The sequence below is a fragment of the Enterobacter cloacae complex sp. S2 genome, assembly GCF_015159675.1.
Classification (GTDB): domain Bacteria; phylum Pseudomonadota; class Gammaproteobacteria; order Enterobacterales; family Enterobacteriaceae; genus Enterobacter; species Enterobacter intestinihominis.
The window spans coordinates 1-26,031 of sequence record NZ_JADDTS010000023.1; the positions used below are offsets into that span (position 1 = coordinate 1).

At 57.6% G+C, this 26,031-nt stretch carries 24 protein-coding genes; 5 read left to right on the plus strand and 19 right to left on the minus strand.

Annotation, left to right across the window (positions count from 1 at the left end; genetic code table 11):
* Positions 1 to 339: 339 nt before the first annotated feature.
* The 3 genes from IPZ49_RS12230 to IPZ49_RS12240 are packed head-to-tail and all read left to right on the plus strand — an operon-like array spanning position 340 to position 2,940.
* Entirely contained in the window at positions 340 to 810 is a 471-nt protein-coding gene (locus IPZ49_RS12230) for a MarR family winged helix-turn-helix transcriptional regulator (protein ID WP_022646938.1), read from the plus strand.
* A complete protein-coding gene (locus IPZ49_RS12235) occupies positions 807 to 1,874 on the plus strand; it encodes an HlyD family secretion protein (RefSeq protein WP_088581776.1) in 1,068 nt (355 codons plus the stop codon). Before IPZ49_RS12230 ends, IPZ49_RS12235 begins: the two co-directional genes overlap by 4 nt.
* Complete coding sequence (locus IPZ49_RS12240) at positions 1,864 to 2,940, plus strand: DUF2955 domain-containing protein (protein ID WP_058645750.1); 1,077 nt, start codon at positions 1,864 to 1,866, stop codon at positions 2,938 to 2,940. Before IPZ49_RS12235 ends, IPZ49_RS12240 begins: the two co-directional genes overlap by 11 nt.
* Here IPZ49_RS12240 and IPZ49_RS12245 read toward each other — a convergent pair.
* Genes IPZ49_RS12245 through IPZ49_RS12255 form a run of 3 tightly spaced genes read right to left on the minus strand, consistent with a single transcriptional unit; the run spans position 2,937 to position 5,657 of the window.
* Complete coding sequence (locus IPZ49_RS12245) at positions 2,937 to 4,208, minus strand: DUF445 domain-containing protein (RefSeq protein WP_063146379.1); 1,272 nt, start codon at positions 4,206 to 4,208, stop codon at positions 2,937 to 2,939. The two genes, IPZ49_RS12240 and IPZ49_RS12245, sit on opposite strands and share 4 nt — an antisense overlap.
* 3 nt (positions 4,209 to 4,211) lie before the next feature.
* Complete coding sequence (locus IPZ49_RS12250; protein WP_063146380.1) at positions 4,212 to 4,865, minus strand: LysE family translocator; 654 nt, start codon at positions 4,863 to 4,865, stop codon at positions 4,212 to 4,214.
* Positions 4,866 to 4,913: 48 nt separating this feature from the next.
* Positions 4,914 to 5,657: an AraC family transcriptional regulator gene (locus tag IPZ49_RS12255; RefSeq protein ID WP_063146381.1), complete on the minus strand. Its 744-nt coding sequence runs from the start codon at positions 5,655 to 5,657 to the stop codon at positions 4,914 to 4,916.
* A gap of 150 nt (positions 5,658 to 5,807) precedes the next feature.
* Between IPZ49_RS12255 and IPZ49_RS12260 the strand changes: the two genes are divergently transcribed.
* The gene (locus IPZ49_RS12260) at positions 5,808 to 7,178 is read left to right on the plus strand and encodes an NAD-dependent succinate-semialdehyde dehydrogenase (protein WP_063146382.1); all 1,371 of its coding nucleotides are present in this window, start codon (positions 5,808 to 5,810) and stop codon (positions 7,176 to 7,178) included.
* A gap of 178 nt (positions 7,179 to 7,356) precedes the next feature.
* On the opposite strand, the gene IPZ49_RS12265 is transcribed toward IPZ49_RS12260, so the two are convergent.
* Complete coding sequence (locus tag IPZ49_RS12265; protein ID WP_023299248.1) at positions 7,357 to 7,902, minus strand: YfaZ family outer membrane protein; 546 nt, start codon at positions 7,900 to 7,902, stop codon at positions 7,357 to 7,359.
* Between the two features lie 409 nt (positions 7,903 to 8,311).
* Here IPZ49_RS12265 and IPZ49_RS12270 point away from each other — a divergent pair, with 409 nt between their 5' ends.
* Positions 8,312 to 9,670 (plus strand): esterase-like activity of phytase family protein, encoded by a 1,359-nt coding sequence (locus tag IPZ49_RS12270; protein WP_063146383.1) that lies wholly within the window; start codon positions 8,312 to 8,314, stop codon positions 9,668 to 9,670.
* A gap of 84 nt (positions 9,671 to 9,754) precedes the next feature.
* Here the strand turns inward: IPZ49_RS12270 and IPZ49_RS12275 are convergent, their stop codons facing one another.
* The 15 genes from IPZ49_RS12275 to hpaG form a co-directional block, all read right to left on the minus strand.
* Positions 9,755 to 11,602, minus strand: coding sequence for a 3'-5' exonuclease (locus tag IPZ49_RS12275; protein ID WP_063146384.1), 1,848 nt, complete (start codon positions 11,600 to 11,602; stop codon positions 9,755 to 9,757).
* Between the two features lie 186 nt (positions 11,603 to 11,788).
* Entirely contained in the window at positions 11,789 to 12,742 is a 954-nt protein-coding gene (gene yjiA / locus IPZ49_RS12280; protein ID WP_063146385.1) for a GTPase, read from the minus strand.
* Positions 12,743 to 12,752: 10 nt separating this feature from the next.
* Positions 12,753 to 12,956 carry a YbdD/YjiX family protein gene (locus tag IPZ49_RS12285; RefSeq protein ID WP_003856610.1) on the minus strand — a complete coding sequence of 68 codons (204 nt, stop codon included), beginning with the start codon at positions 12,954 to 12,956 and terminating at the stop codon, positions 12,753 to 12,755.
* Positions 12,957 to 13,052: 96 nt separating this feature from the next.
* The gene (locus IPZ49_RS12290; protein ID WP_063146386.1) at positions 13,053 to 15,206 is read right to left on the minus strand and encodes a carbon starvation CstA family protein; all 2,154 of its coding nucleotides are present in this window, start codon (positions 15,204 to 15,206) and stop codon (positions 13,053 to 13,055) included.
* Between the two features lie 219 nt (positions 15,207 to 15,425).
* Positions 15,426 to 15,683, minus strand: a complete 258-nt coding sequence (locus IPZ49_RS12295; RefSeq protein WP_022646951.1) for an HTH domain-containing protein — start codon at positions 15,681 to 15,683, stop codon at positions 15,426 to 15,428.
* A gap of 120 nt (positions 15,684 to 15,803) precedes the next feature.
* Positions 15,804 to 16,313: a 4-hydroxyphenylacetate 3-monooxygenase reductase subunit gene (locus IPZ49_RS12300; protein ID WP_003856606.1), complete on the minus strand. Its 510-nt coding sequence runs from the start codon at positions 16,311 to 16,313 to the stop codon at positions 15,804 to 15,806.
* Positions 16,314 to 16,330: 17 nt separating this feature from the next.
* Positions 16,331 to 17,893, minus strand: coding sequence for a 4-hydroxyphenylacetate 3-monooxygenase, oxygenase component (hpaB, locus tag IPZ49_RS12305; protein ID WP_063146387.1), 1,563 nt, complete (start codon positions 17,891 to 17,893; stop codon positions 16,331 to 16,333).
* 195 nt (positions 17,894 to 18,088) lie between these two features.
* Complete coding sequence (gene hpaA, locus IPZ49_RS12310) at positions 18,089 to 18,979, minus strand: 4-hydroxyphenylacetate catabolism regulatory protein HpaA (protein WP_022646953.1); 891 nt, start codon at positions 18,977 to 18,979, stop codon at positions 18,089 to 18,091.
* Positions 18,951 to 20,297, minus strand: a complete 1,347-nt coding sequence (gene hpaX / locus IPZ49_RS12315) for a 4-hydroxyphenylacetate permease (RefSeq protein ID WP_032625355.1) — start codon at positions 20,295 to 20,297, stop codon at positions 18,951 to 18,953. The genes hpaA and hpaX overlap by 29 nt, the downstream gene beginning before the upstream one ends.
* Positions 20,298 to 20,318: 21 nt before the next feature.
* Entirely contained in the window at positions 20,319 to 21,116 is a 798-nt protein-coding gene (hpaI, locus tag IPZ49_RS12320; protein WP_023299257.1) for a 4-hydroxy-2-oxoheptanedioate aldolase, read from the minus strand.
* Between the two features lie 10 nt (positions 21,117 to 21,126).
* The gene (gene hpaH / locus IPZ49_RS12325; RefSeq protein ID WP_015572593.1) at positions 21,127 to 21,930 is read right to left on the minus strand and encodes a 2-oxo-hept-4-ene-1,7-dioate hydratase; all 804 of its coding nucleotides are present in this window, start codon (positions 21,928 to 21,930) and stop codon (positions 21,127 to 21,129) included.
* Positions 21,931 to 22,029: 99 nt separating this feature from the next.
* Positions 22,030 to 22,410 carry a 5-carboxymethyl-2-hydroxymuconate Delta-isomerase gene (locus tag IPZ49_RS12330; RefSeq protein ID WP_023299258.1) on the minus strand — a complete coding sequence of 127 codons (381 nt, stop codon included), beginning with the start codon at positions 22,408 to 22,410 and terminating at the stop codon, positions 22,030 to 22,032.
* A gap of 9 nt (positions 22,411 to 22,419) precedes the next feature.
* Complete coding sequence (hpaD, locus tag IPZ49_RS12335; RefSeq protein ID WP_022646958.1) at positions 22,420 to 23,271, minus strand: 3,4-dihydroxyphenylacetate 2,3-dioxygenase; 852 nt, start codon at positions 23,269 to 23,271, stop codon at positions 22,420 to 22,422.
* Positions 23,272 to 23,273: 2 nt separating this feature from the next.
* On the minus strand, positions 23,274 to 24,740 hold the full coding sequence (hpaE, locus tag IPZ49_RS12340) for a 5-carboxymethyl-2-hydroxymuconate semialdehyde dehydrogenase (RefSeq protein ID WP_022646959.1): 1,467 nt from the start codon (positions 24,738 to 24,740) through the stop codon (positions 23,274 to 23,276).
* Positions 24,737 to 26,014 carry a 4-hydroxyphenylacetate degradation bifunctional isomerase/decarboxylase gene (gene hpaG, locus IPZ49_RS12345; protein ID WP_063146388.1) on the minus strand — a complete coding sequence of 426 codons (1,278 nt, stop codon included), beginning with the start codon at positions 26,012 to 26,014 and terminating at the stop codon, positions 24,737 to 24,739. The genes hpaE and hpaG overlap by 4 nt, the downstream gene beginning before the upstream one ends.
* Positions 26,015 to 26,031 lie beyond the last annotated feature (17 nt).

A 26,031-nucleotide genomic window follows, 5' to 3' on the forward strand; every position in this document is an offset into this window, starting at 1 on the left:
GCCGAGGGCACCGCGAAGCGGCGATTTACCGCCGGGAGCCCGGGTTGCCAGGGTGGTGGCGACTGAGCCACCCTGGCACGTTCACCGGTCATGTCGTTACAGAGTAGCAAGGAACATAAAGTGAACGGAATGACCACCACCGCCGTATGTTCCCCTCACCCTAACCCTCTCCCCGGAGGGGCGAGGGGATTGCTCAGTGCTCGCATTAATTTGTGGGGAACCCTCAGCCCACAGGGAGAGGAAGAATCTCATTTCGCAATTCCTGCGCTTTAACTTCTCGTTTCTTGATACTTACCCTGATAACTATTATCGTGACCGCGTGTGACGAGAGGTTTCCCCATGAGTGAAGAAGAACTGTTTAGCCGCAGGCCGATGGGCATGCGGATGGCGATGATCGTGCGCCAGTGGCGTGCCGTCATTGACGACGCCATTCTCGATACCGGGTTAACCCAGTCGAGCTGGACGGTGATGATGCAGCTGCATCAGCTCGGGGATAACGTCTCGGTGAGTGAGCTGGCGGAGGTGCAGGGCATTGAACTGCCGCCGCTAATGCGCACCCTGACACAGCTGGAAAAACAGGGTTACCTGCTGCGCACCGTCTCGCCGTATGACAAGCGCATCCGGCTTCTGACGCTGACGCCTGAGGGAAAAGCTGTACTTAACAGGCTCACCCAGGTAATTGAGACGCTTCAGACGCGCGTATCGCAAAACATCGCGCCTGAACATCTCGACATTTTCAGCGCCACCCTGAATCAAATCGCCTGCAATTTGCGGACAATCCGCGAAGAAGATAACAAGACCGAAAAATAATGACTCCTGAACAAAAGTTTGCCCGCTGGGTAAGGGTAAGTATTGCCTCTTTCCTGCTGATGTTTGTCTACTTTATCGTCGCGGATATCTGGATCCCGCTGACGCCGGATTCCACCGTGATGCGCGTGGTGACGCCGGTGTCTGCCCGTGTCTCCGGCTATGTGGCGGCGGTCCATGTCCACAACAATAGCCAGGTGAAGAAAGGCGATCTGCTGTTTGAGCTCGACGACACCCCGTTTCGCAATAAAGTGGAAGCGGCGCAGATCGCGCTTGAGCAGGCTCGCCTTTCCAACGAACAACTGGACGCGCAGATCGCCGCCGCGCAGGCCAGCCTGAAGACCGCCGTGCTGACCGCGCGTAACGACAAAGTGACTTTCGACCGCTACCAGAAACTGAGCACCCTGCAGAACGTGTCGCAGGCGGATCTGGATAAGGTCCGCACTACCTGGCAGAGCAGCGAGCAGTCCGTCAGCTCGATTCAGGCGAATATTCATAACCTGCGCATTCAGCGCGGCGAGCGGAATGAACACCGTAACGTGACGCTGCAAAAATACCGTAACGCGCTGGATGAAGCGGAGCTGAATCTTGGCTGGACGAAGGTCTACGCCGAGGCGGACGGCACGGTGAGTAATCTGCAATTAAGCCCCGGTTTTTACGCCTCGTCCGGTTCGGCAGCGCTGGCGCTGGTGAATACGCAGACGGATATTGTGGCGGATTTCCGCGAGAAGAGCCTGCGTCATACCCACCAGGGGACCGACGCCGCCGTGGTGTTTGACGCCTTTCCGGGACGGGTTTTCCGCGCCCACGTGACCAGCAGTGACGCGGGGATCCTCGCCGGTCAGGAAGCCGTTAACGGTCAACTTTCTGAACCGGAAACCTCTAACCGCTGGGTGCGCGATGCCCAGCGAATGCGCATTCACGTGGCGCTGGACGAAGCCTTACCGAAGTCGCTGCCGACCGGCGCGCGCGCCACCGTGCAGCTCTACAACAGCGAAGGGCCCTTTGCGCGCTTCTTCTCCGGGATGCAAATCCATCTGGTGAGCCTGCTTCACTATGTCTATTAGCACCCTGGCGCGGGTATTTACCCCGCACGGCAACATCGTCTACACGGCAAACGACTTCCGCCAGACCCTGCGCATCGTCTTTGCCGGGATGATTGCGCTCAGTATTTCGAGCTTCTATAACACCAGCTACGGCGTGTTTTTTGTGGTCTACCCGATCATGCTGCTGTCGCTGGTGCCGGTGTTTAACCGCCACGTGGCGAAGCAGTTTATCTTCAGCGCATCGCTCAACTGCGTCGAAATGGTGATCATCATCGGCTTTCTGTCGCAATGGCCGGTCATTATGACGCTGGTGGTCTTTGCCCTGTACGTGATGCGCTTTCGCTTTATGAGCAAGGGGCCGCTGTTTCTGTTCGGTTCGATGGGCGTGGTGTGCCAGAGCGTAATGCTCAACTTTATGAGCTACCCCACCACCAACTGGCACACGCTTTTGTTCTCCAACATTGAAGCGAGCGTGATGGCGGTGTGTCTGAGCGCGCTGATGAATTACCTGCTGCCGGACGTGGAGCCACGTAAGCCGCCGCCGCTGATAGAGAAAGACGATGCCCGCGTGCGCCACGAGTCGCTGCTCTCCGGCACCGTGGCGACGCTGATTTTCGTGGTATTTCAGATGAGCGACTTAAGCGATTCGCTCTCGGCGCTGATGGCGGGCATTCTGATCCTGTTCCCGATGCACTACCGCGGCGCGGTGATGAGCTCCATCTGGCGCGTGGTCGGCGTGGTGCTGGGCTGTCTCTATATCCTCGTCGTTCAGCTTATTCTGTACGATCACAGCAGCCATATGCTGCTGATGATGCCGCTGATCGGCCTCGGGCTGGCATTTGGCGCGCGCCTGCACGTGATGGAGAAGGTCGGGGCCGGGGTGGGATTTTCCAGCATTACCACCATCGGCATTATGTTCGGGCAAAACATGCATCCGGACAGCGATCTGGTGTTCAGCGATCTGTACCGTATCACCTCCGTTACCTTCGCGCTGGTGGTCACGCTGACGATGGTCTTTCTGATGCACCTGATCCTGAACCGTTTCGAGGCGACGCGCTACGTTATCGCGCCGCCAAAAGCGGATTAATGCCCCACCACGGCGGGCAACTGAGAAAGTAAAAACAGAATCAGGCCAATCGTTCCGCCTACCAGGGTACCGTTTACGCGAATGAACTGAAGATCTTTACCGATATTGAGTTCTATCTGGCGTGACATATCTTTGGCGTCCCAGCTTTTCACCGTGTCGCTGATATGGCGCGTCAGGAATGCCGCAAAATCCGGCGCGACGCGGTGCGCGGCCTGCTCCAGATGCTCGTTCAACGACGCACGCAGGCTGGCATCATTCGACAGCGTCTCACCAAACCACAGCCCGGCGTTGGCGATACGTTGCTTCACGCGGGAATCGTCGCTCTGCATGTCATTTTTCAGCCACTGGCGCAGGTCAGCCCACATTTCACCCAGGTAGCGGTTAAATGCTTCATCATTCTTCAGATAGTGCTTGATATTGTCGGCTTTGGCCGTCATCTCCGGGTCGTTTTTCAGGTTGTCGATAAACTTCAGCGTGGCGCGGTCAAATGCCCGACGGATCTGGTGCGTGCGGTCGTGGCTGATATCATCCAGTAGCGTGTTCACCGCGTTCGACACCATCTCTGCGCTCTGATCGCCCAGCCACTCGGTGGGCAGCACCATCGCCTTGCGCGGATGCTCGGTCTTCAGCCAGTGGACGATCTGGTCAGAGATAAATTCCCGCGTGCTCTCGCGCTGAATCAGGGTTATCAGACGGTTGATGATGGCGTCCAGCAGCACCTGGTGACGGTTGTTTTTGGTCATGCTTTCCAGCATGACGGCGCTGGTCTCGGTTAAATCGACCTTGTCGATAGCCTTATGCACCGCGCGTTTGAGCAGGCGCTGAATGCGCCCGTCGTCAGTCAGCTCAAGAAAACCGCTCATCACCTGCATCAGATGCAGCCCGACGCGCTGGGCGTTGTCGGGCTTGCTGAACCAGGCACCAATCATCTGGGCCGGCTCGTAGCGGCGAATTAATGCGACCAGCGACTGGGTATCCAGAAACTTTTCCTGCACGAACTGGCCAAGATTGTCGCCGATGCGGTCCTTATTGCGCGGGATAATCGCCGTATGGCGCGAGATAACGGGAATTGGCACCCGGCGGAACAGCGCGACAACGGCAAACCAGTCCGCCAGCGCGCCGACCATCGCCGCCTCGGCAATAGCTTTTGCGCCGCGTACCCAGAAGGTTTGCGGCAGGAACAGGGTAGTGATAAAGGCCGCAGCGGCAATCAGCAGCAGCGACAGCGCGAGAAGCTTGGCGCGTTTGAGTTCAGTATGTTTTTCCATGGGTTAAGGATAGAGGGATACGGGGGAAAAGTGCAAAAACCGCCACAGCACCCACCCACCAAACCCCATCAATACCACCCCCGCCGTGCGCTCTATCAGCCAGAGCGAACGGCTGAGCTTTCGCTGAACCGCCGGTAACCCCATCAGCGACACCAGCGCAAAATCCCATACCAGTACTACCATCACCATCCAGACGCCGCAGGTCGCCTGCTGAAGCAGCGTGACGTCCGGCCCGAGTAACGTCGTCATCAGCGCCAGGTAGAACAACGCGTTTTTGGGATTCAACAGCGCCGAACCCAGCCCCAGCAGGATCTGCTTACGCAGCGAGGGGCAGCGCTCATGTGTTTCATTTAGCGCCAGCGTCTGCGGTCGGCTGCGTACAAGATGCGAGCCGATCCAGAGCAAATACAGTGCGCCGGATAATTCAATCAACGTGAACAGCCACGCGAACTGACGCAGCGCGCTCCATCCCATAATGACCAGCAAAATGTAAAGCCCATTTCCTGCCGCTATCCCGATGCACAATCCGGCGCTGCCGCGCAGTCGGTAGCGGGCGGCGTAGCCCATCAGCAGGAAAAAATCCGGGCCCGGGCTTAACAGGGCAACAAAATGCGCCAGCGCCAGGGCGAGAAAAGCGGAAGGGAAGAACAGTTCCATAGCGACCTCAGAATGCAAAACTGGGGCCAGACTACGAAAACACAGAACCTATTTATTGTCTGATATTGATCGGCCCGTAGCGTACTGGCGCGGTGTGGCGGCGGTGTAGCGCACAAAGGTCTTATGAAAATGGCTCTGGTCGGCAAACCCGCTCTGGTAGCCGACATCGGCGATATCATCCCCGGCACGCAGCCGCGCTTTGGCGTACTCTACGCGGAAGATATTGAGGAAGCTGCCAGGCGTCAGGCCCGTGTCCTTCTTGAAGGTACGGATCAGCGTCTCCTTTCGCAGCGAGAATCGTTGCGCAAGTGCGTCGAGGGAAGGCGGGCTGGAAAGACTGGAAAGAAATGCCTGCTGAACCTGCTGGCTGGTTGATCCAGGCTTTTCTGCCTCATCCATGCAATGGGGAAGGGCAGCAAGCAGCTTGTCCACGGACGCAGGGGACATCCTCTCAACAACTTCCCGGTAATACATAAACAGCGTAGCGTTGCGAATCACCTGAACCGCAAAGGGAATGTCCGTATCGATATAAAGCATATGATAACTACGCGGCTGCCCGGCAACAGGGTTGCAGCAGTGTGGGACATAAGCCGGGATCACAATCAGGTCCCCGGGCTGGAGGATGTATTCTCTGCCATTACACACGCAGCAGGTCTGGCCTTCCACAATCGCGCCGATGGAGAGCTGAGGGTGGCAATGGCGTTTGTACGCCTGCATGCTCTGCCACGTGCTGCGTAGTTCAAGGCCCGAGGCGCGGTGAAAGGTCTGACGGATGTGGCGGGTATCGGTCATAGCAACTCCTTCTGAAGGTTTTTTATACCACGCCAGCCACGGTATGGCATCGCTTTACTCAGAACCTTCCGGATATACCCAACTTTACGTCCATAGCCAGTCATGTTGACTACCCTTAATACCCTAAGCGGTAAAACATGGAGATTCGATATGGCTTATCAGACAGTAAATCCTGCCACTAACCAGCTCATCAAAGAATATCCCTCCCACACTGACGCAGATGTTGAAGCGGCGCTGAAGGCAGCCGATGCGCTCTATCACTCCGACTGGGCGAAAAGCGACATAAGCCAGCGCCTGCCGGTACTGCATAAGCTGGCGGACCTGATCGACGAACGCGTGGAGGAGCTGGCGAAAATCGCCAGCCAGGAGATGGGTAAGCTCATCGAACAGAGCCGCGGCGAGGTGAAGCTGTGCGCGCAAATCGCCCGCTACTATGCGGACAACGCGAAGCAGTTCCTGGCCCCGGTGAAGTATGACTCTGAACTCGGGGAAGCATGGGTTGAACATCACCCCATCGGCGTGCTGATGGCCGTCGAACCATGGAACTTCCCGTACTATCAGCTGATGCGCGTTCTGGCGCCAAACCTGGCGGCGGGTAACCCTGTCATCGCTAAACACGCCAGCATTGTGCCGCACTGTGCGGAAACCTTCGCCCATCTGGTGCGTGAGGCGGGCGCGCCGGAAGGGGCGTGGACCAACCTGTTTATCTCGTCCGATCAGGTGGCGAACATCATCGCTGACGATCGCGTACAGGGCGCGGCGCTAACCGGTTCAGAAAAAGCGGGCAGCGTGGTAGCGGCCCAGGCGGCGAAGCACATTAAGAAATCCACGCTGGAGCTTGGCGGTAACGACGTATTCGTGGTGCTCGACGATGCGGACCTGGATAAGGCGGTGAAGATCGGCGTTAACGCGCGGCTCAACAACGCCGGGCAGGTCTGTACCGCGGCGAAGCGCTTTATCCTGCATGAAAAGATTGCCGATGCCTTCCTGAGCAAATTCACCGAGGCATTTAAGCAGGTGAAGATTGGCGATCCGCTGGACGAAAGCACCACGCTGGGGCCGCTGTCCTCTAAAGACGCGCTCGACACGTTGACCAAACAGGTTAACGAGGCGGTGAAAAACGGCGCTACGCTGCACTATGGCGGCAAACCTGTGCAGCGAGACGGGAGCTTCTTTGAGCCGACCATCCTGACCAACATCTCACGCGACAACCCGGCGTACTTCGAAGAGTTCTTTGGCCCGGTAGCGCAGATTTACGTGGTGAAAAACGACGACGAGGCGGTCGCGCTGGCGAACGACTCCCACTACGGCCTGGGCGGAGCGGTGTTCAGCCAGGATATTGAGCGCGCGAAGAAGATGGCATCGCGTATTGAGACCGGGATGGTGTACATCAACTGGCTCACCGATACGGCGGCAGAACTGCCGTTCGGCGGCGTAAAACGTTCGGGTTACGGACGCGAGCTGTCGGACCTGGGGATCAAAGAGTTTGTGAACCAGAAGCTGGTGGTCGTTCGCAAGTAATGTCGGACATAAAAAAACCTGCCATCCGGCAGGTTTTTTTATTAACAGTCTCATCGCCTTTTTTGCCTGGTGGCGCTGCGCTTACCCGGCCTACAAGGTGCAATAATATTCATAAATTGCACCCTTCATTGTAGGCCCGTGCAAGCGTAGCGCCGCCGGGCGAAACGGGCAAACAGGCTTAGAAGGACACGCCACCGCCAACATATGCGCCGTCAATCAGCGTGTGGTTAGGACGACCGTCTTTACCATCAACGCTCACGTGACGATAACCCACCTTCAGCGTCACCGGCTTCACTGGCGTCCAGCTTACGCCACCGTTCGCTTCAACGTAGTTTTTCACGCTGTTGTTCAGGCCGTCTGGCGCAACGTAGCCTTCACCGAATACCCTGATGCTGTCGGTCAGGGCAACGTTCACACCGCCGCCGACCGGGAACGCCACGCCGTTATCGCCTTTTTTCGGGCCAACGTAGAGGGCCTTAGCGCCTGCGTTCAGCATTACCGGGCCGACTTCAAAGTTGTAGCCTGCTCCTACGCCACCGGTTGTGGTGCCGTCATCTGTGTTTTTCAGCCAGCTACCTTCGGTGTACAGACCGGAGGTTGATTTCCCCATTTCCACATTCAGGTTGGTAAAGTTTTTACCCTGCTCAATGCTGCCGCCCATGGCCAGTGCGGAGCCCGATACGGCAGTCAGAGCGGAAAGAAGGAGAACGTTGAGCTTTTTCATGAGTTTTTCCTCGTCATCAAATTAATCTGAGGGCACCTTAACAAGAGCTGTTTATCTCTGCAAATGCGATGCTTGTCACGTTTTTATGCTGTTTTTGTTTGGTTTTTGAATTTTAAATGTTGTTCGAATGTTGACCCGGCAAGGAGTCAATACGTAATGCATTCGCGTTTAGGAAGGGTTCAGGATTCTCATTAAACGTACGCTGAACGGGTCGGAAAAATTAGTTCAGGATGAATTAATTGAGTTTCTAATAATTTCCAAAAGTGTTTCAGTTGTCACAGATAAAGACACAGGTTTACATTTCTGGAGGTGGCTATACGCCCCGTCGTGCCGAACCGCTTTCACCATGTCATTTTTCTGACACGTTTCTTCATTACGTTGTTGGCTTCACTTACTGGGTGCTAACACTATGAAAAGAAAAATCATTCCTGTGCTAATTGGTTGTGCGCTCTCTTTCTCTGGCCTGGCGGCACAGCCAACCGCGGAGCGTTACGTCGTCAGTTTTCCCGAAGGCGCGCATGTCAAATACAGCGGTGCGTTTGCCAGCGCGTTTCCGAACGGGCTGCCTGTGGGGATTGGCTCTGGCCTGCTGTTTATGGGCAAGCAGGGCGACGCCTTGACGTTTATGACCGTGACCGATCGCGGTCCTAACGCGGATTCGCCAAAAATGGGGAAAAATGACGCTAAAATCTTTGTTACCCCGGATTTCGCCCCGCAGCTAATGACGATCCGCGTGCAAAACGGTAAAGCGGAGGCCGTGGACGCGCGTCCTTTGCATGACGATAAAGGCGAAATCAACGGTCTGCCGCTGCAAAGTGGCGTGATTGGTTCCACCAATGAAATCGCGCTAAGCGACACCTTAAAAGTGCTGAAAGGCGATAACCGCGGGCTGGATACGGAAGGCATCACGCCGGACGGGAAGGGCGGCTACTGGCTGTGCGATGAGTATGGCCCGTTCCTGATTAATATTGACAGTAAAGGGAAAATCCTCGCGATCCACGGCCCACAGGCGGCGGAAGGGGAGAAATCCATCGCCGGCGGTCTGCCAAATGTTATCAAATGGCGCCAGGCAAACCGGGGATTTGAAGGCCTGACCCGCATGCCGGACGGACGTATTATCGCCGCTGTCCAGAGTACGTTGGATATCGACGGGAAGAGCAAAAAGCAGGCGCTGTTTACGCGACTGGTCAGCTTCGATCCGGCGACCGGAAAAACCGCGATGTACGGCTACCCTGTCGACAGCGCGGCCTACAGCAAAAACAGCGACGCCAAAATCGGCGATATCGTGGCGCTGGATAACCACACTATCCTGCTGATTGAACAGGGCGAAGATAAAAACGACGTAATGCGTAACCTCATCTACAGGGTGGATCTGAGCAAGGCGAGCGATCTGGCCGCCTTCGACAAGCCGGGCGAATACCCGGAATTTGACGATGAGAAAACGCTGGCGCAGCGCGGCATTTCACTTGCGGAAAAAACGCAGGTGGTCGATCTGCGTGCGCTGGGCTGGCAGCAGGAAAAAGCCGAAGGGCTGGCGCTGATTGACGACAAAACGCTGGCGGTGGCGAACGATAATGACTTTGGCGTGAAGGTGGCGATGCACAACCCGGCCGAGGGCAAGAAGCTCAAGGATTATCGGGTGAACGCGGAAGGCAAGCTGACGCTGGATGACAAAGCGGTTGAAACTACCCTCAGCGTCAAGCCGCTGAAGAAGCCGGAGTCCGACAGCGAGCTGTGGATTGTGACGCTGCCGGAGGCGTTGAAATAATATTGGGCTTTACCCCTCACCCTGGCCCTCTCCCCACAGGGGAGAGGGGATTGTTCGGTGCAGATACTTTTCAACGCGGAATAGTTAGATCGACTTAACGCTCTTTTCCCAGGTCTCGACCAGATGATCTCGCAGGCTTCCGGTTCCGTGCATTGTCACCAGAAGATTCTGTCGTGCGCGGGTAATGCCGACGTAAAGGCGCTTGATATCGTCACTCAGATCTTCACTGTCCCTTTCCTTTGCCGCATCCATAATGGCGACCGAATTAAACTCAAGCCCCTTGCTGCTGGGCAGCGGCATGACGCAGAGGTAATCATTCTGCGGGGACCAGTGCTTTTTATCATCGCTGGAGACAATCATCTGGTATGGGATCTTGCGGGCTTCAAGCCTTGGCGCGAGCATGCCTGAAATGCTGTAGGTTGAGGGGCACAGTATGGCGATTTCTGACCACACAACACCTTCCTGTCGCTGCTCTGTGACCCAATCGAGGACGCGCGTAATCTCCTCGTCCTGATTATCAAAGCTGGCCAGCGCGGGATACTTCCCGGACAGGCCACCTGCGGCAGGCTGCTGGTATTTGAGAGAAGCTTCTATATGATTATTGAGATAATTAAATGCTACGCTGCTGGCAAAATGGAGTATTTGCCGGGTGTTGCGATAATTGGTATCCAAAATAGTTGTACGGCCCTGAGCCTTTATATCGACGCTGGACAGGGTAAAATCGAGAGCTTTCTTTTTCTGATAAATTGACTGAGCGTCATCGTACAGAAACAGCAGGGAGCTATCTTTATTGTCCGGCATTTTGGCGAGGATTCTTAGCCATTCCGGTTTAAAATCGTGTCCTTCATCTATCAAAACGGCGCTGTACTGCTCCGGTTTGATTGCTCCCTCTTCAAATGCCACCGTCAGCGCATTCTCCATCAGCTCAATAAAGTTTTTGCTCCTGGGGGGAAGACGCCGATGCGCGTTTAATTGCTGATAACACCAGGCGTGGAAATGGATAACTTCGACGGGAAGTCTGAGGCTATGCTGTTCGAGCTGCGCTTTGAGTTTTTTAGCCAGCGTAATGTTGTAGCAAATCACCAGTATCGGTTTGGTGTTTTCAATGTTGTTGGCAAGCTCAATACATCGGTGGTGCAAAATGAGCGTTTTGCCCGAACCTGCCACGCCATGAATTACCCTGTGTCCCGCCCCCATACTTCTGGCGAGTTGTTCCTGGTTCCTGTCCATCATGCATACCACATCAGGGGTGTGGAAAGTAAAATTATCCAGGTCAACCCGCGTAACGGATGGGTTAATGCGGACATCGGGATAAAGATGCCACCGGATGCGGTCGAGCTGCTGTGGTGTTGTGTTATGAACAAAGTGATGTTTGAGAAGGGATTCGAGCCGGCCAGAGATTTGTTCTCGAGTCATAAACTCGTTGAGTTCGTCTTTGCATATCACCTGGCTGGCGGGCAATATTTCATTCAACTCCTCAGGTGTAAAACTCTTTTCCAGCTGTGCCCGAGTGATGTTGCTCAAATAAACACCGTATCCATACGGCATAATAAAACCGCCCTCATGCTCTCCCTGTTTCTGGCGAAGAAGGGGATCTTTTTTCAGGCTATTGATGATATGAAAGGTATATTGTCGAACTTGTTCGAGTGGGTTCTTCAACGGCTCTATGCCATTTTTGGTTTCATAATTAATATGGGTTTTATTAGCCGATTTTATTTTTGTGATATACCAGTCTTTCACTTCTATAAACAGCAGCCCTTTATCGGGGGCCAGAATCACAAAATCAGGATGATCGTCTTTGTCTCCCATTCGGGTATCATACCAGCAGGTACATTGTTCGCTGAGCCCACCCTCCAGAAGCCTTGCCAGTCTTTTTTCTCCTGCCGTAATTTTCTCGCTACAGCTGCTAACCGTGGGAATAATGATTGCCATATTACGCCTACCAATTCATGAAAATTATATGAATCCAATTAATTAATATTGTAACCAATATTAATCAAAGCATGATTTCATTCATGATAAGAACATTAACAGACAATATTGCAAACAGAAAGGGCGAAACCCGCATTTTGCCCTAATGAAATACGCCCCCTTTACTGTTTAAAGGGGAGCGACGATTTACTTTTTCAATCCCGCAAACGCTGCCCGAATTTCCTCTTCCGGCAGCTGTATTCCAATAAACACCATCACGCTGTGCGGCGGTTCATCGCCCCACGGACGATCCCAGTCGGCGCTGTACAGGCGCTGCACGCCCTGGAACAGCAGGCGGTTCGGCTCGCCGTCGATCCACAGCATTCCTTTATAGCGCAGCAGCTTGTCGGCAAACGACAGCAGCAGGTTCTCCATCACGCGCGAGACCTCGCTGATGTCCACCGGGTAGTCCAGCTCCACCACAATCGACGCTACGTCGTTTTGCTTGTCTGCCATAAAGTGGAAGCGCGGTTTCGCGGTGACGTTCTCCTCCAGCATAAAGCCGTTGGTGTTGAACAGCTGAGACAGGTCGATATCGCCGTGCGTCACGGTATAAATGGGTGCGCGCGAGTTGATGCGCGTCAGGCGCTCAAGCAGTTTTTCGCTTTCACCCGCCACGTCGGTTTTGGTCAGCAGAATGCGGTCGGCGTAGCCAATCTGAGACTGGGCGATGGTGAACTGGTTCATCTGCTCGTCGGCGTGTACCGCATCCACCAGCGCGACGACGCCGTCCAGCAGGTAGCGCTGGCACAGAATGTCGTGGGAGAAAAAGGTCTGAATAATCGGGCCGGGGTCGGCCATGCCGGTGCACTCGATCACCAGACGGTCGAAGACGATGTCACCGCGATCGCGGCTGTCGAGCAGGTCCAGCAGGGCGTCTTCTAATTCACTGGAGCGGGTGCAGCAGATGCAGCCGTTGGTCAGGGTTTTGATCTGCGTGGCGCGGTCGCCAATCAGCTGATCGTCAACGGAGACTTCGCCAAATTCGTTTTCAATGACGGCGATTTTGAAGCCGTGCTGTTCATTCAGGATGTGGCGCAGCAGGGTGGTTTTACCGGCGCCGAGAAAACCGGTCAGCAGGGTAACGGCAATCGGGGTCATGGTTTCTCCTTTAGCAGCAGCGGACGCCGCCTTCTCCACTTCCGCCGTAGCGCGCTTCCTGACGCTCGCGGAAGAATTCAGTGTAGGTCATGTACGGCTTATCCGGATGGTTGGTCTTCATATGCTCAACGTAGTTGTCATAGTCCGGAATGCCAATCAGCATTTTCGCCGCCTGACCGAGGTATTTTTTTGCTTCGCCTAAGTTACCAAACATAACGTGTCCTGATAAGAAAAAGCCCGGTGGCGCCACGCTTACCGGGCCTACAGTAACGTTGTAGGGCGGGTCAGCGCAGCGCCACCCGCCATTTTATTAATGGTGTGAAGACGTCTTCACGCCGCCTTCCGGCACCGGCACGTACGGGGTTTCTTTGTCCGTACGGCCATCGGCATTACGCACTTTCATCCAGGTTTTAATGCCGTAGAAGATAATGCTGTACACCACCACCAGGAACAGAATGCTCAGACCCGCGTTGGTGTAGTTGTTCACCACGATATGGTTCATGTTGGCAATCTGCTGCGCGGTTAAATCCGCGCCGCCTGCGGCAATCTTCTCTTTGTACTGGTTAGCCATGAAGAAGAAGCCTTCCAGCTGCGGGTTGGTGCTGAACAGCTTCAGACCCAGCGCCCAGGTGGTGCAGAGCAGCAGCCACAGCGCAGGCACCACGGTAACCCAGATGTATTTGGTACGTTTCATTTTCACGAGGACCACGGTACCCAGCACCAGGGCCACGGCAGCCAGCATCTGGTTAGAGATACCGAACAGCGGCCACAGGCTCTTCACGCCGCCGAGTGGGTCAACCACGCCCTGATACAGCAGGTAACCCCACAGGCCTACGCAGCCCGCGGTGCCGAGTACGCCCGCCACCAGAGAGTCGGTTTTCTTCAGGAACGGCACGAAGTTACCCAGCAGATCCTGCAACATGAAGCGGCCTGCACGCGTACCGGCATCCAGCGCGGTGAGGATGAACAGCGCTTCGAACAGAATACCGAAGTGGTACCAGAAGCCCATGTCCGCCCACGGCAGCACTTTGTGGAACACGTGTGCGATACCTACCGCCAGCGTCGGCGCACCACCTGCGCGGTTCAGCACGGACGGTTCGCCGATGTCTTTCGCGGTCTGCATGATCTGCTCAGGCGAAATCACAAAGCCCCAGGAGCTGACGGTCGCCGCCGCGTGTGCGCTGGCCTCTTTCAGCTGCGCCATGATCAGCGCGGTATTTTCGCCGCCCATCTCATGCAGGTTAGGCATGGTGATGCCCAGACCCGCTGGTGGCGTGTTCATCGCGAAGTACAGGCCAGGCTCGATAATCGACGCCGCAACCAGCGCCATGATCGCCACGAAGGATTCCATCAGCATCGCGCCGTAACCGATGAAGCGCGCGTCGGTTTCGTTGGCCATCAGCTTCGGCGTGGTGCCGGAGGCGATCAGTGCGTGGAAGCCAGACACGGCACCGCAGGCAATGGTGATAAACAGGAACGGGAACAGGGCACCTTTCCACAGCGGACCGGTACCGTCAATGTACTGCGTCACCGCCGGCATTTTCAGTTCAGGGTTGATGATCACAATCCCGATTGCCAGCCCGACGATCACGCCGATTTTCAGGAAGGTCGCCAGGTAGTCACGCGGAGCCAGAATCAGCCACACCGGCAGCAGCGCTGAGATGAACGCGTAACCGATCAGCGCGAAGGTGATGGTGGTGTCTTTAAAGGTCAGCGCCGGGCCCCAGTACGGGTCGTGCGCAATCACACCGCCGAAGTAGATAGAGGCGACCAGCAGCACGATACCGATGACCGACACCTCGCCAACGCGGCCAGGGCGCAGGAAGCGCATGTAGATGCCCATGAACAGCGCAATCGGCACGGTAGAGCAGACGGTGAAGACGCCCCACGGACTTTCGGCCAGCGCTTTCACCACGATCAGGGCCAGCACTGCCAGGATGATGATCATGATCAGGAAGCAGCCGAAGAGGGCGATCGTGCCCGGCACGCGGCCCATCTCCTCTTTGATCATCTCGCCCAGCGACGAACCATTACGGCGCGAGGAGATAAACAGCACCATAAAGTCCTGCACCGCTCCCGCCAGCACTACGCCCGCCAGCAGCCAGAGCGTACCCGGCAGGTAGCCCATCTGCGCAGCCAGCACCGGACCGACCAGCGGACCCGCGCCTGCAATGGCGGCGAAGTGGTGACCAAACAGCACGTAACGGTTGGTTGGCACATAGTTCAGGCCGTCATTGTTAATGACCGCCGGGGTGGCGCGCGTCGGGTCGAGCTTCATGACCTTCTGCGCGATGTACAAGCTGTAGTAGCGATAAGCCACAAGATAGACGGAAACCGACGCGACCACGATCCACAGGGCGCTGACGTGCTCGCCCCGGCGTAATGCGACAACCGCCAGACAGAAAGCGCCGATGATCCCGAGGATGGCCCAGGGCACGTGCTTAAGTAGTTTTTTAGTATCCATAGTAAGACCTGGTTTTTTATGTAAAGAAAAAAGGGTCAGGGTTCGTTGTGAGGAGGTATTGATTAATGCTGGAGCGATCGTGCCAGATCCTCGCGCGTGTAAAGCACGGTAAATGGGTGAGTGGTTGAAAGCGATGCGTGAGCGGTCAAAAGCGAGGGTGAGTGGTTAAGGCTCACCCCCGGCGGGAGAAAATATGTGATTGAGATCACTGAGAATAATCTAGCCCTGCGGGGTTTCGTCGTTCGCATCAGGGCATTGCGTGCAGCGGCAGGGCTGATATGCGGGCAGCAGCTGATAGCGTCCTTTGCCGTCGTGTTCGATAATCGGGGAAAGGGCCTGTAGATCGCGGTACACCGTACGTTCGGTAATGCCAAATTTTTGCATCAGATCGCGGCGATTAACGCTTCCGTTGCGGTGCAGAGCAATAATGATGTCAACCAGACGCTCAGCCGAGCGGCTTCGGGGTGAAGGGGCCATAAGACTTTCCAGCGTTAAGGGGGCGGCTGACGACGTCGTCAGCCGCCCCGAAAAATTTATCTTATGGATAGTTAACGGCGCACCTTTGCGGAAACCTTAGCGTTTTTTTGTGCAACGGGATCAAACCGCGGCTTCCATCTCCATCATCACCGGGTGGAAACGGCGTTTGAAGTAGATCAGGCCGTGCCCCTCGCTGCTGAGGATGATGTTCTTAATCTCCACCAGGTAGACCAGATGGGTGCCGATGGTTTGCACCTGGGTTATCTCACCTTCCAGGCTTGCCAGGGCGCCTTTCAGCACCGGCTGCGCCAGCGGTCCTTTCTGCCAGCAGGAGAGAGCAAAGCGCTCCTCCATGGCCATGCCGGTCATCCCGGCAAAGTGGCGGGCCATGATCTCCTGCTCGTGGTTCAGCACGTTGACGCACAGTTTGCCGTTGCCCTGGAAGACCGGGTTCATGGCGCTGTTGGCGTTGATGCAGACCATGACCGAGGGCGGGGTATCCGTGACCGAACAGACGGCGGTGGCGGTAATGCCGCAGCGGCCCGCATCGCCCTCGGTGGTGACCACATTCACCGCCGCCGACAGGCTGGCCATCGCGTCGCGAAAACGCAGGCGTTCTTCAGATTGCATTGAAACCTCCCGCTGCGTTATTTCAGCAGCTTATCCAGCATGTTGATATCAGTGTTGTTGTGCAGGTGCGGTACAGTCCAGCCGTGCTGGTCGTACTCGGACATGCAGCGGTCAACCATCGCCATCATCTTGTCCATGTTGCCGGAGCTTTGCGCCTGACGCAGGCATTGCAGGCGGATCTCATCCTGGCTACCGGAGTAGTTGATTTCGTACAGCTCGTGACGTCCGCCAAACTCGCTACCGATGGCATCCCACATCAGTTTCAGAATCTTGATGCGTTCGACGTGATCCATCCCGTTGGAGCCGCGCACATACTTCGCCAGATACTGGTCGATCTGCGGGTTGTTCAGGTCCCGCGCGCTGGACGGCAGGTAGATCAGCCCGGAGGTCACGTTGCGTTCGATGATGTTCTTGATTTTCGCGTAGGCCATTGGCGCCATCACGCGGTAGGTCTGTAACGCCGCGTGGTCAGGCAGGTACGCGCCGTTTACCCACGGCGTGGCTTCGGAGCACATGGAGTCGCTAAGCGCCCAGAACATGTTGCGCCACGCCACCACTTCGCCGAGATCCGCCTGCACGCCGCGGAACTCGAGGGTGCCGGTACACTCCAGTGACTTCTTCAGCAGAGCGGTGATGAAGTCGAGCTTCACTGCCAGACGCACGCAGGCCTGAAGCGGGTACATGCGGGCGAAGCCACCTTCCATCGTCCAGCGACGGCAGCGGTCGAAATCGCGGTAGATCAGCACGTTTTCCCACGGGATCAGCACATGATCCATCACCAGAATGGCGTCGTTCTCGTCAAAGCGGCTGGAGAGCGGGTAGTCGTACGGGGAACCGGTCGCCCCTGCCACCATCTCGTATGAGGCGCGGGAGATCAGCTTCACCCCTTCGGCATCCATCGGCGCGACGAACATTAGCGCGAAGTCCGGGTTTTCGCCCATCACCTGCGCAGAGCCAAAACCAATCATGTTGTAGTGGGTCAGCGCAGAGTTGGTGGCCACCACTTTCGCGCCGCTGACGATGATCCCGGCGTCGGTCTCTTTCTCCAGCTTGATGTAAACGTCTTTCACCTCGTCCGCCGGTTTATGGCGGTCGATAGGCGGGTTGACGATGGCGTGGTTAAAGTACAGGCCGGTTTCCTGAATACGGGTGTACCAGTTGCGGGCGTTCTGCTCGAACTGACCGTAGAAGGCAGGGTTAGCCCCCAGCGCGCAGCCGAACGCGGCTTTGTAGTCTGGCGTGCGGCCCATCCAGCCGTAGCTCAGGCGCGACCACTCGGCGATGGCGTCGCGCTGCTGGCGCAGATCGTCGGCGCTTTTCGCCACGCGGAAGAATTTATGGGTGTAGCCGCCGCTGCCGGTGTCGGTGCCCCAGCAGAGGGTATCCTGCATGTCTGGCTTGTGCAGGGCATCGTACATCTGGGCGATGGACGCCGCCGCATTGCGAAATGCCGGGTGGGTAGTGACGTCCTTAACGCGCTCGCCGTAGATATAAATCTCACGGCCATCTTGCAGGCTTTTTAAATACTCTTCACCGGTTAACGGACGTTTGGCATTAGCGCGGAAATCTTCAGGCTTCATAGGGACCTCGTATCGGAAGATGATTGTTAAATTTATGTTTTGTTTTTGTTGTTTAATTGAAGCGTGAGAGGGGCGGAACGTGAAGGGACGATTGGGACAACGGCAGGTACTTTTCGGGTGGGATGTTGTTTTGTGATCTGTGCGGCTTTTCGGCGGGTGGCACTGCGCTTACCCGCCCTACGAACCGTGATGCGTTCAGGAAACCGGTACTTTCTGCGCCCGGTATGCGCTGGGTGAGCACCCCGTCAGTCGGTTAAAAAAACGGGCGAAATAGGCCGGATCTTTAAACCCCAGTTGCCAGGCAATTTCGCTCACTGTGCTGTCGGAAAACAGCAGCAAGCGCCTGGCTTCCCGCAGCTGGCGGTCGAAGATCAGCCGTTTCGGCGAGCGGTTGGCAAAGCGGCGGCAAATATCGGTCAGGCGGGATTCGGTAAGATGCAGTTCGCTGGCGTATTCCGGCACCGTCCAGTGCTCGTGGTAATGCGCATCTGTCAGCTGGTTAAAGCGCTGAAACAGCTTCAGCTCGCCGCGCATGCCGCCTGAAGCGTGGTCGTCGAGCTTAGCGTTGCGCAGCAGCAGGGTAAATACAGCCTGCGCCAGCAGGACCAGCGTATGCTCACGGCCCGGCAGCTGTTCCGTGGATTCCCGGGCAATGAGCTGCCAGTAATGCTTCAGCGCCGCCAGCTCGTCAGGCCTGTCGGCAAGCGACAGGCAGATCCCCGGCAGGCCGAACGCCTCCCGCGTGCCGGGGTAGAGCACTTCTAACAACGGCCAGATAAGATCCTCGCGCACCGTCAGCACATGGCCGTCGCTGTCGGATTCAGTGATAAACGCGTGCGGCACCGACGGCGGCGTCAGAACGAACAGCGGCGCCTGCACCGAGTAGCGGTGGTCGTCGAGTTGCAGCTCAATCTGCCCGGTGTCGAGAAAATGCATCTGAAAATACTGGTCGTGGCGGTGCGCCTGCATGTCGCGGCCAAAAAAGGCCGCCATGCGGGCGAACGACTGGTAGTGCACATCGTCGGTGCCCAGACTTTCGTCGTACTCCTTGCTGATATCAATGTTGGCGATAGGGCTCTGGCACATGATCGTTCCTCTTTTGAACCCGCTGCGTCATCGGAATGCGCGTCAGCACCAGCGCGCCCACTACCAGCAGACCCGCCACGAACCACAGCCCCGAGCTGAAGCTGCCGGTCGCGTCGCGCAGAATACCAATCAGCAATGGGCTGACGGCAGACCCGACGTTGCCGATGGCGTTGATCACCGCCAGCGCCACCGCGCGGGATTGCAGGCTAATCACCTGGTCCGGCGTGGTCCAGAATATCGCCATGGCGGTAAACGATCCGGTTGAGGCCATGATGATGCCAAGCAGCTGGATCAGGCTGTGATCGGTCGCCGAGGCCAGCATCCATCCCGCCGCCGCAAACAGATACGGCAGGATGGTGTGCTTTTTTCGCTCTTTCAGCCTGTCGGAGCGGCGGCTCCACCAGATCATCCCGAGGATGGTGCAAAACTGCGGGATCGCCGCCAGCAGGCCAATCACGATATTGCTGCTGCCGGTGTTGAAGCTTTGCAGGATCTGCGGCGTCCAGATGTTGATCGCGCTCAGCGTATTCGTCAGGCAGAAGTAGGCCAGCGTGTAGAGCAGTACGGCGGGCGTCAGCACCTCGCGCAGCGTCGATCGCGGCGTGGCGACGTGCGCAATGGCCAGTTCCTGCTCGCGGGCGATCATCGTTTTGAGTGCCTGCTTTTCATCATCATCCAGCCAGGTGGCCTGATCCGGGGTGTCGTTAAGGTAGAACCAGGTCACCACGCCGAGCACCACCGACGGCAGCCCCTCCAACAGGAACAGCCACTGCCAGCCCTTCAGGTTCCACAGCCCGTCCATCGCCAGAATGTACCCGGAGAGGATCGAGCCGAGCATCATGGTCACCGGCATGGCGATCATAAACAACGCGTTGGCGCGGGCGCGGTGATAGGCCGGGAACCACCAGGTGAGATAGACCAGGATCCCCGGCAGGAAACCGGCTTCGGCAATGCCCACCAGCATGCGCAGGACGTAGAGCGTTTCCGGGCTGGTGGCGAACATGGTGCAGGTAGAGGCGATGCCCCACACCACCATGATCCCGGCGATCCAGCGCCGCGCGCCGATTTTCGCCAGCATGATGTTGCTGGGGATCCCGCATAGCACGTAGGTGACGTAAAACAGGGTCGCGGCCAGGCCAAACATGGTCGACGTGAGGCCCAGATCTTTGCCCATCGTTAGCCCGGCAAAGCCGATGTTGATGCGATCGAGAAACGAAAAGACAAACAGGATAAAGAGAAACACGATCAAACGACGGAACAGCTTGTTGATAACGCGATGTTCTATAGCTTTCTTATCTTGCAGGGTAGAGGTCGTCATGCTGCGCTCCAGATCTTACGTTTAGTAGACGGATTTATTGTTATTAACTGACGTAACCGGTTGTTCGATAAAGCGTGCCGCCAGCGCTTCCGCGCCGCGGGCGAGCAGGGTGGTGTCGACGCCGACAGCGACAAACAGCGCGCCGAGTGCAAGGTAACGTTTCGCCAGTTGCTCGTTCGCCATCAGGATGCCGGGCGCTTTACCGGCGGCGCGTATCTGCGCGATCGCCTGCTCAATGGCGGCCTGCACCTCCGGGTGCTGCGGATTACCGGCAAAGCCCATGTCGGCACTCAGATCCGCCGGGCCGATAAACACGCCGTCGACGCCGTCCACGTCCAGGATCTGCGGCAGGTTTTTTAACGCTCTTAGGGTTTCGATTTGCACCAGCACGCACATGGCGTCGTTAGCCTGATGCAGATAGTCCGGGATACGGTTCCAGCGCGACGCCCGCGCCAGCGCGCTGCCGACGCCGCGAATGCCCGCGGGCGGATAGCGGGTGGCGCTGACCGCCAGCCGCGCTTCGTCGGCGTTTTGCACCATCGGCACCAGCAGGGTTTGCACCCCCACGTCCAGCAGCTGCTTGATCTGCACCGGATCGTTCCACGACGGGCGCACCACCGGCTGGCTGGGATAAGGGGCGATGGCCTGTAGCTGAGTCAGAATGGTCTGCACGCTGTTCGGCGCGTGCTCCCCGTCGATCAGCAGCCAGTCAAAACCGGCCCCGGCCAATAGCTCAGCGCTGTAGCTGCTGGTTAGCCCCAGCCATAACCCGATTTGCGGTCGGCCCGCTTTCAGCGCCGCTTTGAATGCGTTTTGCATGATCATCTCCTTACACAAAGCGGCAGCTGATGGAGCCCATGTTGCCGTAGTCGACGTGGAAGGTGTCGCCTCTGCTGGCGGCAACCGGGCGGGTAAACGAGCCGCCGAGGATGATCTGGCCTGGCTCAAGCTGCACGTCGTATGGCGCGAGTTTGTTCGCCAGCCACGCCACGCCGTTCGCCGGATGATTAAGGACGCCTGCGGCCACGCCGGTCTCTTCGATCACGCCGTTGCGGTAGAGCAGGGCGGAGATCCAGCGCAGATCCAGTTCGTCGGGTTTAATCGGGCGGCCGCCGAGGATCACGCCCGCGTTGGCGGCGTTATCGGAGATAGTGTCGAATACCTTGCGCGGGCGCTGGGTTTCCGGGTCAACGTTGTGGCAGCGGGCGTCGATCAGCTCCAGGGCAGGGATGACGTAATCCGTGGCGTTGTAAACGTCGAAGATCGTGCAGTTCGGGCCGCGCAGCGGTTTTGCCAGCACGAAGGCTAGCTCCACTTCGATGCGCGGGACGATAAAGCGATCCACGGGAATGTCGCTGCCGTCGTGGAAGAACATATCGTCCAGCAGCGCGCCGTAGTCTGGCTCGCTGATCTGCGAGCTGGCCTGCATCGCTTTGGAGGTGAGGCCGATCTTGTGGCCTTTCAGCACGCGGCCTTCGGCAATTTTCAGGCTCACCCATTCGCGCTGGACGGCGTAGGCGTCTTCAATGGTGATCTCCGGATACTCAAGCGAGATCGCGCGGATCTGCTCCCGGGATTGTTCCGCCTGATGCAGGCGGTGGGCGATCAGGGTATGGGTGTGTTTGTCGAGCATGGCGATATCCTGTTGTTGCCGGGTGGCGCGTAGCGATCCCGGCCTACGTTCGAGCCGTTGTAGGCCCGGTAAGCGAAGCGCCACCGGGCGAGCAGACGGCTACTTAAACAACGCGTGCACGTTGTTCTGCTTGTAATTGAGCGTCGGGTGCAGCTCGTCGAGCTCGAAAGACAGCGCCAGATAGCGGGCGGCCATCAGCTCTGCAAAATGCGTTTTGATCAGCGCAAACAGCATTTCACCGACCTCTTCCCGGCTCTCCAGACTGCGCCCGGCGCCGATTTTGAGCGTCATATGCACAAAGGCGTAATCGTGCTTGCCGTCGGCCATCTGCCAGGTGTCCAGCCAGTGGGCGCGGCTGCGGATACCGCCGAGCGGGAAAATACCCGTGGCGGCGAGCGCCTCGTTCACTTTGGCAAACAGCCCCGGCAGGTCGGCCTGCTCGCGGATGTTGTCGGTACATTCAGCAATAAAGTGCGGCATGGTGGCTCCTTACGCGGGCAGCGGGAAAACGGCGTTGACCTGGCCGGTGCCGGAGCTGGCGAACAGCTCGGTGAGAAACTCCACCTTACCGTCGTAGTTGTCCCAGCCGAGCATCCCCAGCAGCATCACCGTGTCGTGCATGTTGCCTTCGCCGTAGCAGTAGTCGGCGTACTCCGGCAGCATGCTGCAAAACTCTTTGAACTGCCCCTCGCGCCACAGCTTCACTACTCGCTCATCCATCTGGCGGTCAAACTCGCGGGTGTAGCTGTTCATCCCTTCCTCCGCGCGCTGGTCGTCGATAAAGCGGTGCGACAGCGAGCCGCTGGCGAGCACCGCCACGGTGCCGTCGTATTTTTCGATGGCGCTGACGATGGCCTCGCCCAGCCTGCGGCTGTCGGCGAAGTCGTGAACCGTGCAGAACGCCGAGATGGAGACCACTTTGAAGTGCTTATCCGCGTTCATGTAGCGCATCGGCACCAGCGTGCCGTACTCCAGCTTGAGGCTCGGGATGTTGTGCGCCTTGGCGCGCACGCCAAGCTTCACCGCTTCGTCGGCGATCAGCTGGCCGAGTTCCGGGTTGCCGTCGTAGTCGTAGGTCATGTCGCGAATAAAATGCGGCAGCTCGTTGCTGGTGTAGACGCCTGAAAAATGGTCCGCACAGTTGATGTGATACGCGCTGTTCACCAGCCAGTGGGTGTCGAAGACGATAATGGTATCGACGCCCAGCTCGCGGCAGCGCTTGCTGATCTCTTTATGCCCGTCGATGGCTGACTGGCGGCAGCCGTGGTTTTTGCCCGGCAGTTCAGAGAGATACATTGACGGCACGTGGGTGATTTTTGCCGCTAACGCTAATTTTCCCATGATCAGATCCCCCACTTTGGAATCGGATGGTCGCCCATGGAGATACAGACGTTTTTCATCTCCGCGAAGACCTCAAAGCTGTACTCGCCGCCCTCACGCCCGGTGCCGGAGGCCTTCACGCCGCCAAACGGCTGGCGCAGGTCGCGCACGTTCTGGGTGTTAACGAACACCATGCCGGCTTCAATGTTGCGCGCCAGACGCAGCACTTTGCTGACGTCCTGCGTCCAGATGTACGACGCCAGGCCATACTCCACGTCGTTTGCCAGGCGCAGGCCTTCCGCTTCGTCCTTAAACGGCAGCAGGCAGGCCACCGGCCCGAAGATCTCCTCCTGCGCCACGCGCATGCGGTTATCGACATCCGCCAGCACGGTCGGGCGCAGGAAATTGCCGCCTTTCAGGTGCGCAGGCAGATCGGTCGGTTTGTCCGGGCCGCCCGCCAGCAGGGTTGCCCCCTCTTCAATGCCGAGGCGGATGTAGCCGGAGACCTTCTCCCAGTGCTGCTTGCTGATCAGCGCGCCAATCTGGGTGTTCGGATCGGTCGGGTCGCCCACGCGCAGGCGGCTGGCGCGCTCGGCAAAGCGTTTGACGAACTCCGGGTAGATGCTCTGCTGGATGAAGATGCGCGAGCCGGCGGTGCAGCGTTCGCCGTTGATGGAGAAGATGGTGAACAGGGCGGCGTCCAGCGCGCGCTCAATGTCCGCGTCTTCAAAAATCAGCACCGGAGATTTGCCGCCCAGCTCCATGGAATACTTCTTCAGCCCGGCGTTTTTCATGATGTTACGCCCGGTGGCGGTGCCGCCGGTGAAGGAGACGGCGCGCACGTCATGATGACGCACCAGCGCGTCGCCCGCCGTGGCGCCATAGCCCTGCACTACGTTCAGCACGCCCGCCGGAATGCCCGCCTCCAGCGCCAGCTCGCCCAGACGGTCGGCGGTCAGCGGGGAGAGCTCGGACATCTTCAGCACCGCGGTGTTACCCAGCGCCAGGCACGGCGCGACCTTCCAGGTGGCGGTCATAAACGGCACGTTCCACGGCGACACCAGCGCACAAACGCCTACCGGCTGCACGAGGGTGTAGTTGAGCATCTTGTCATCGACCGGGTAGGTTTTGCCGTTCATCTGCTGGCACACCTCGGCGAAGAACTCAAAGTTGTGCGAGGCGCGTGGAATGAGCACGTTTTTGGTCTGGTGGATCGGCAGGCCGGTGTCGGCGGTTTCCATGGCGGCAATGTCCGGCACGTTCTGGTCAATCAGATCCCCCAGGCGACGCATCAGGCGCGCACGCTCCTTCATCGGCAGGTTGGCCCATTTCGGGAACGCCTCTTTGGCGGCGGCAACGGCCTGATGGATTTCGGCTTCGCCGCCGGAGGCCACTTCTGCCAGCACCTCGCCGGAGGCCGGGTTAGTGGTTTGGAAGTACTCACTTCCGGCGACGTTTTTCCCGTTGATCCAGTGGTTAATCTTTTTCATTTTGCAGTATCCTCACTGACAATTCGGTTTACCAGGCGGCCTACGCCTTCCACTTCCACTACCACCTCATCGCCCGGCACCACGTCGGACAGCCCCTTCGGCGTGCCGGTGGCAATCATGTCGCCCGGTTGCAGGGTCATGAAATCGCTCAGATACGCAATCAGGAATGGGATGCTGAAAATGAGATCGGCGGTGGTGCCTTCCTGACGCAGTTCACCGTTGACGTAGGTGCGAAGACGAAGGTTGTGCGGGTCAGGGATGGCTTCTTTTGGCACTACGTTCGGGCTGATGGGGGTCAGCCCGTCGCGGCTTTTCACCCGCAGGTTCGGGCGATAGTAGTTTTCGAGATAATCGCGGATGGCGTAGTCGTTGCACACCGTGTAGCCCGCAACATAGTCCATCGCCTCGGCTTCGCTGACCTTACGCGTGGTTTTACCGATGACCACCACCAGCTCGGCTTCGTAATGCATGTATTCAATGTTGTTTGGGCGCACCGAGCTCTGGTTGTCGCCGTTAAAGGTGTTCGGCGCTTTGATAAACACCAGCGGCTCGGTGGGCGGTTTGAAGTCCAGCTCGCTGGCGTGATCGGCGTAGTTCAGGCCGAGGGCGAACAGCGTGGCGTGCGGCGGCGTGCGCGAAGCGATGGCAACGTCGCGTTCCTCCACCACCGGGTTTTCCAGCGGCGGAAATCCCTCTGCCAGAATGCGTACCCGATCGCCCGGGCGAATTTCGACGCGGCTTTGCGGGGTACCGAGCAATATCGCATCGCCGGGGTTCAGGGTGGCAAATTCGCTCAAGGCGCTCAGCAGTTTGGCGGCGTTGCGGTGCAGATCGGCCGTGTTCCAGTGGTCCGCTTCGCGACCGTTGATCTCGGTGATGATGGTCAGGTTGTCCACGTTATCAACGGCGACAGGTTCGCCGAGCGGGCAAAATCCATCCCGGCATTTGGCTTTAATAGCCGGGCGGTAGAAGCTCTCTTCCGGCAGGCTGATTTCGTTGGCCAGCGCGTAGCCGGCGATGTACGCCGCCGCCTCTTCAACGCGGATTTTGCTAGCGGTTTTGCCCACCACCAGCGCCACCGTTGCGCCGCTTAACACGGTTTCTCCCTGCGGGAAGGGAATCGGCTCGCCTGCGCGAATAACGGTGTTATGTGGCTTGATAAACCACACCGCCGTTTTTGGCGGCGCGTTATAGGGGGCTTTTTCAAACGCCTCAGCCCAGGCCGCACGCTGGCTTTGGTGGTTTAGCGCTACGGCAAAAACAGTACCTTTCATTCCCATACTCCTCAAAC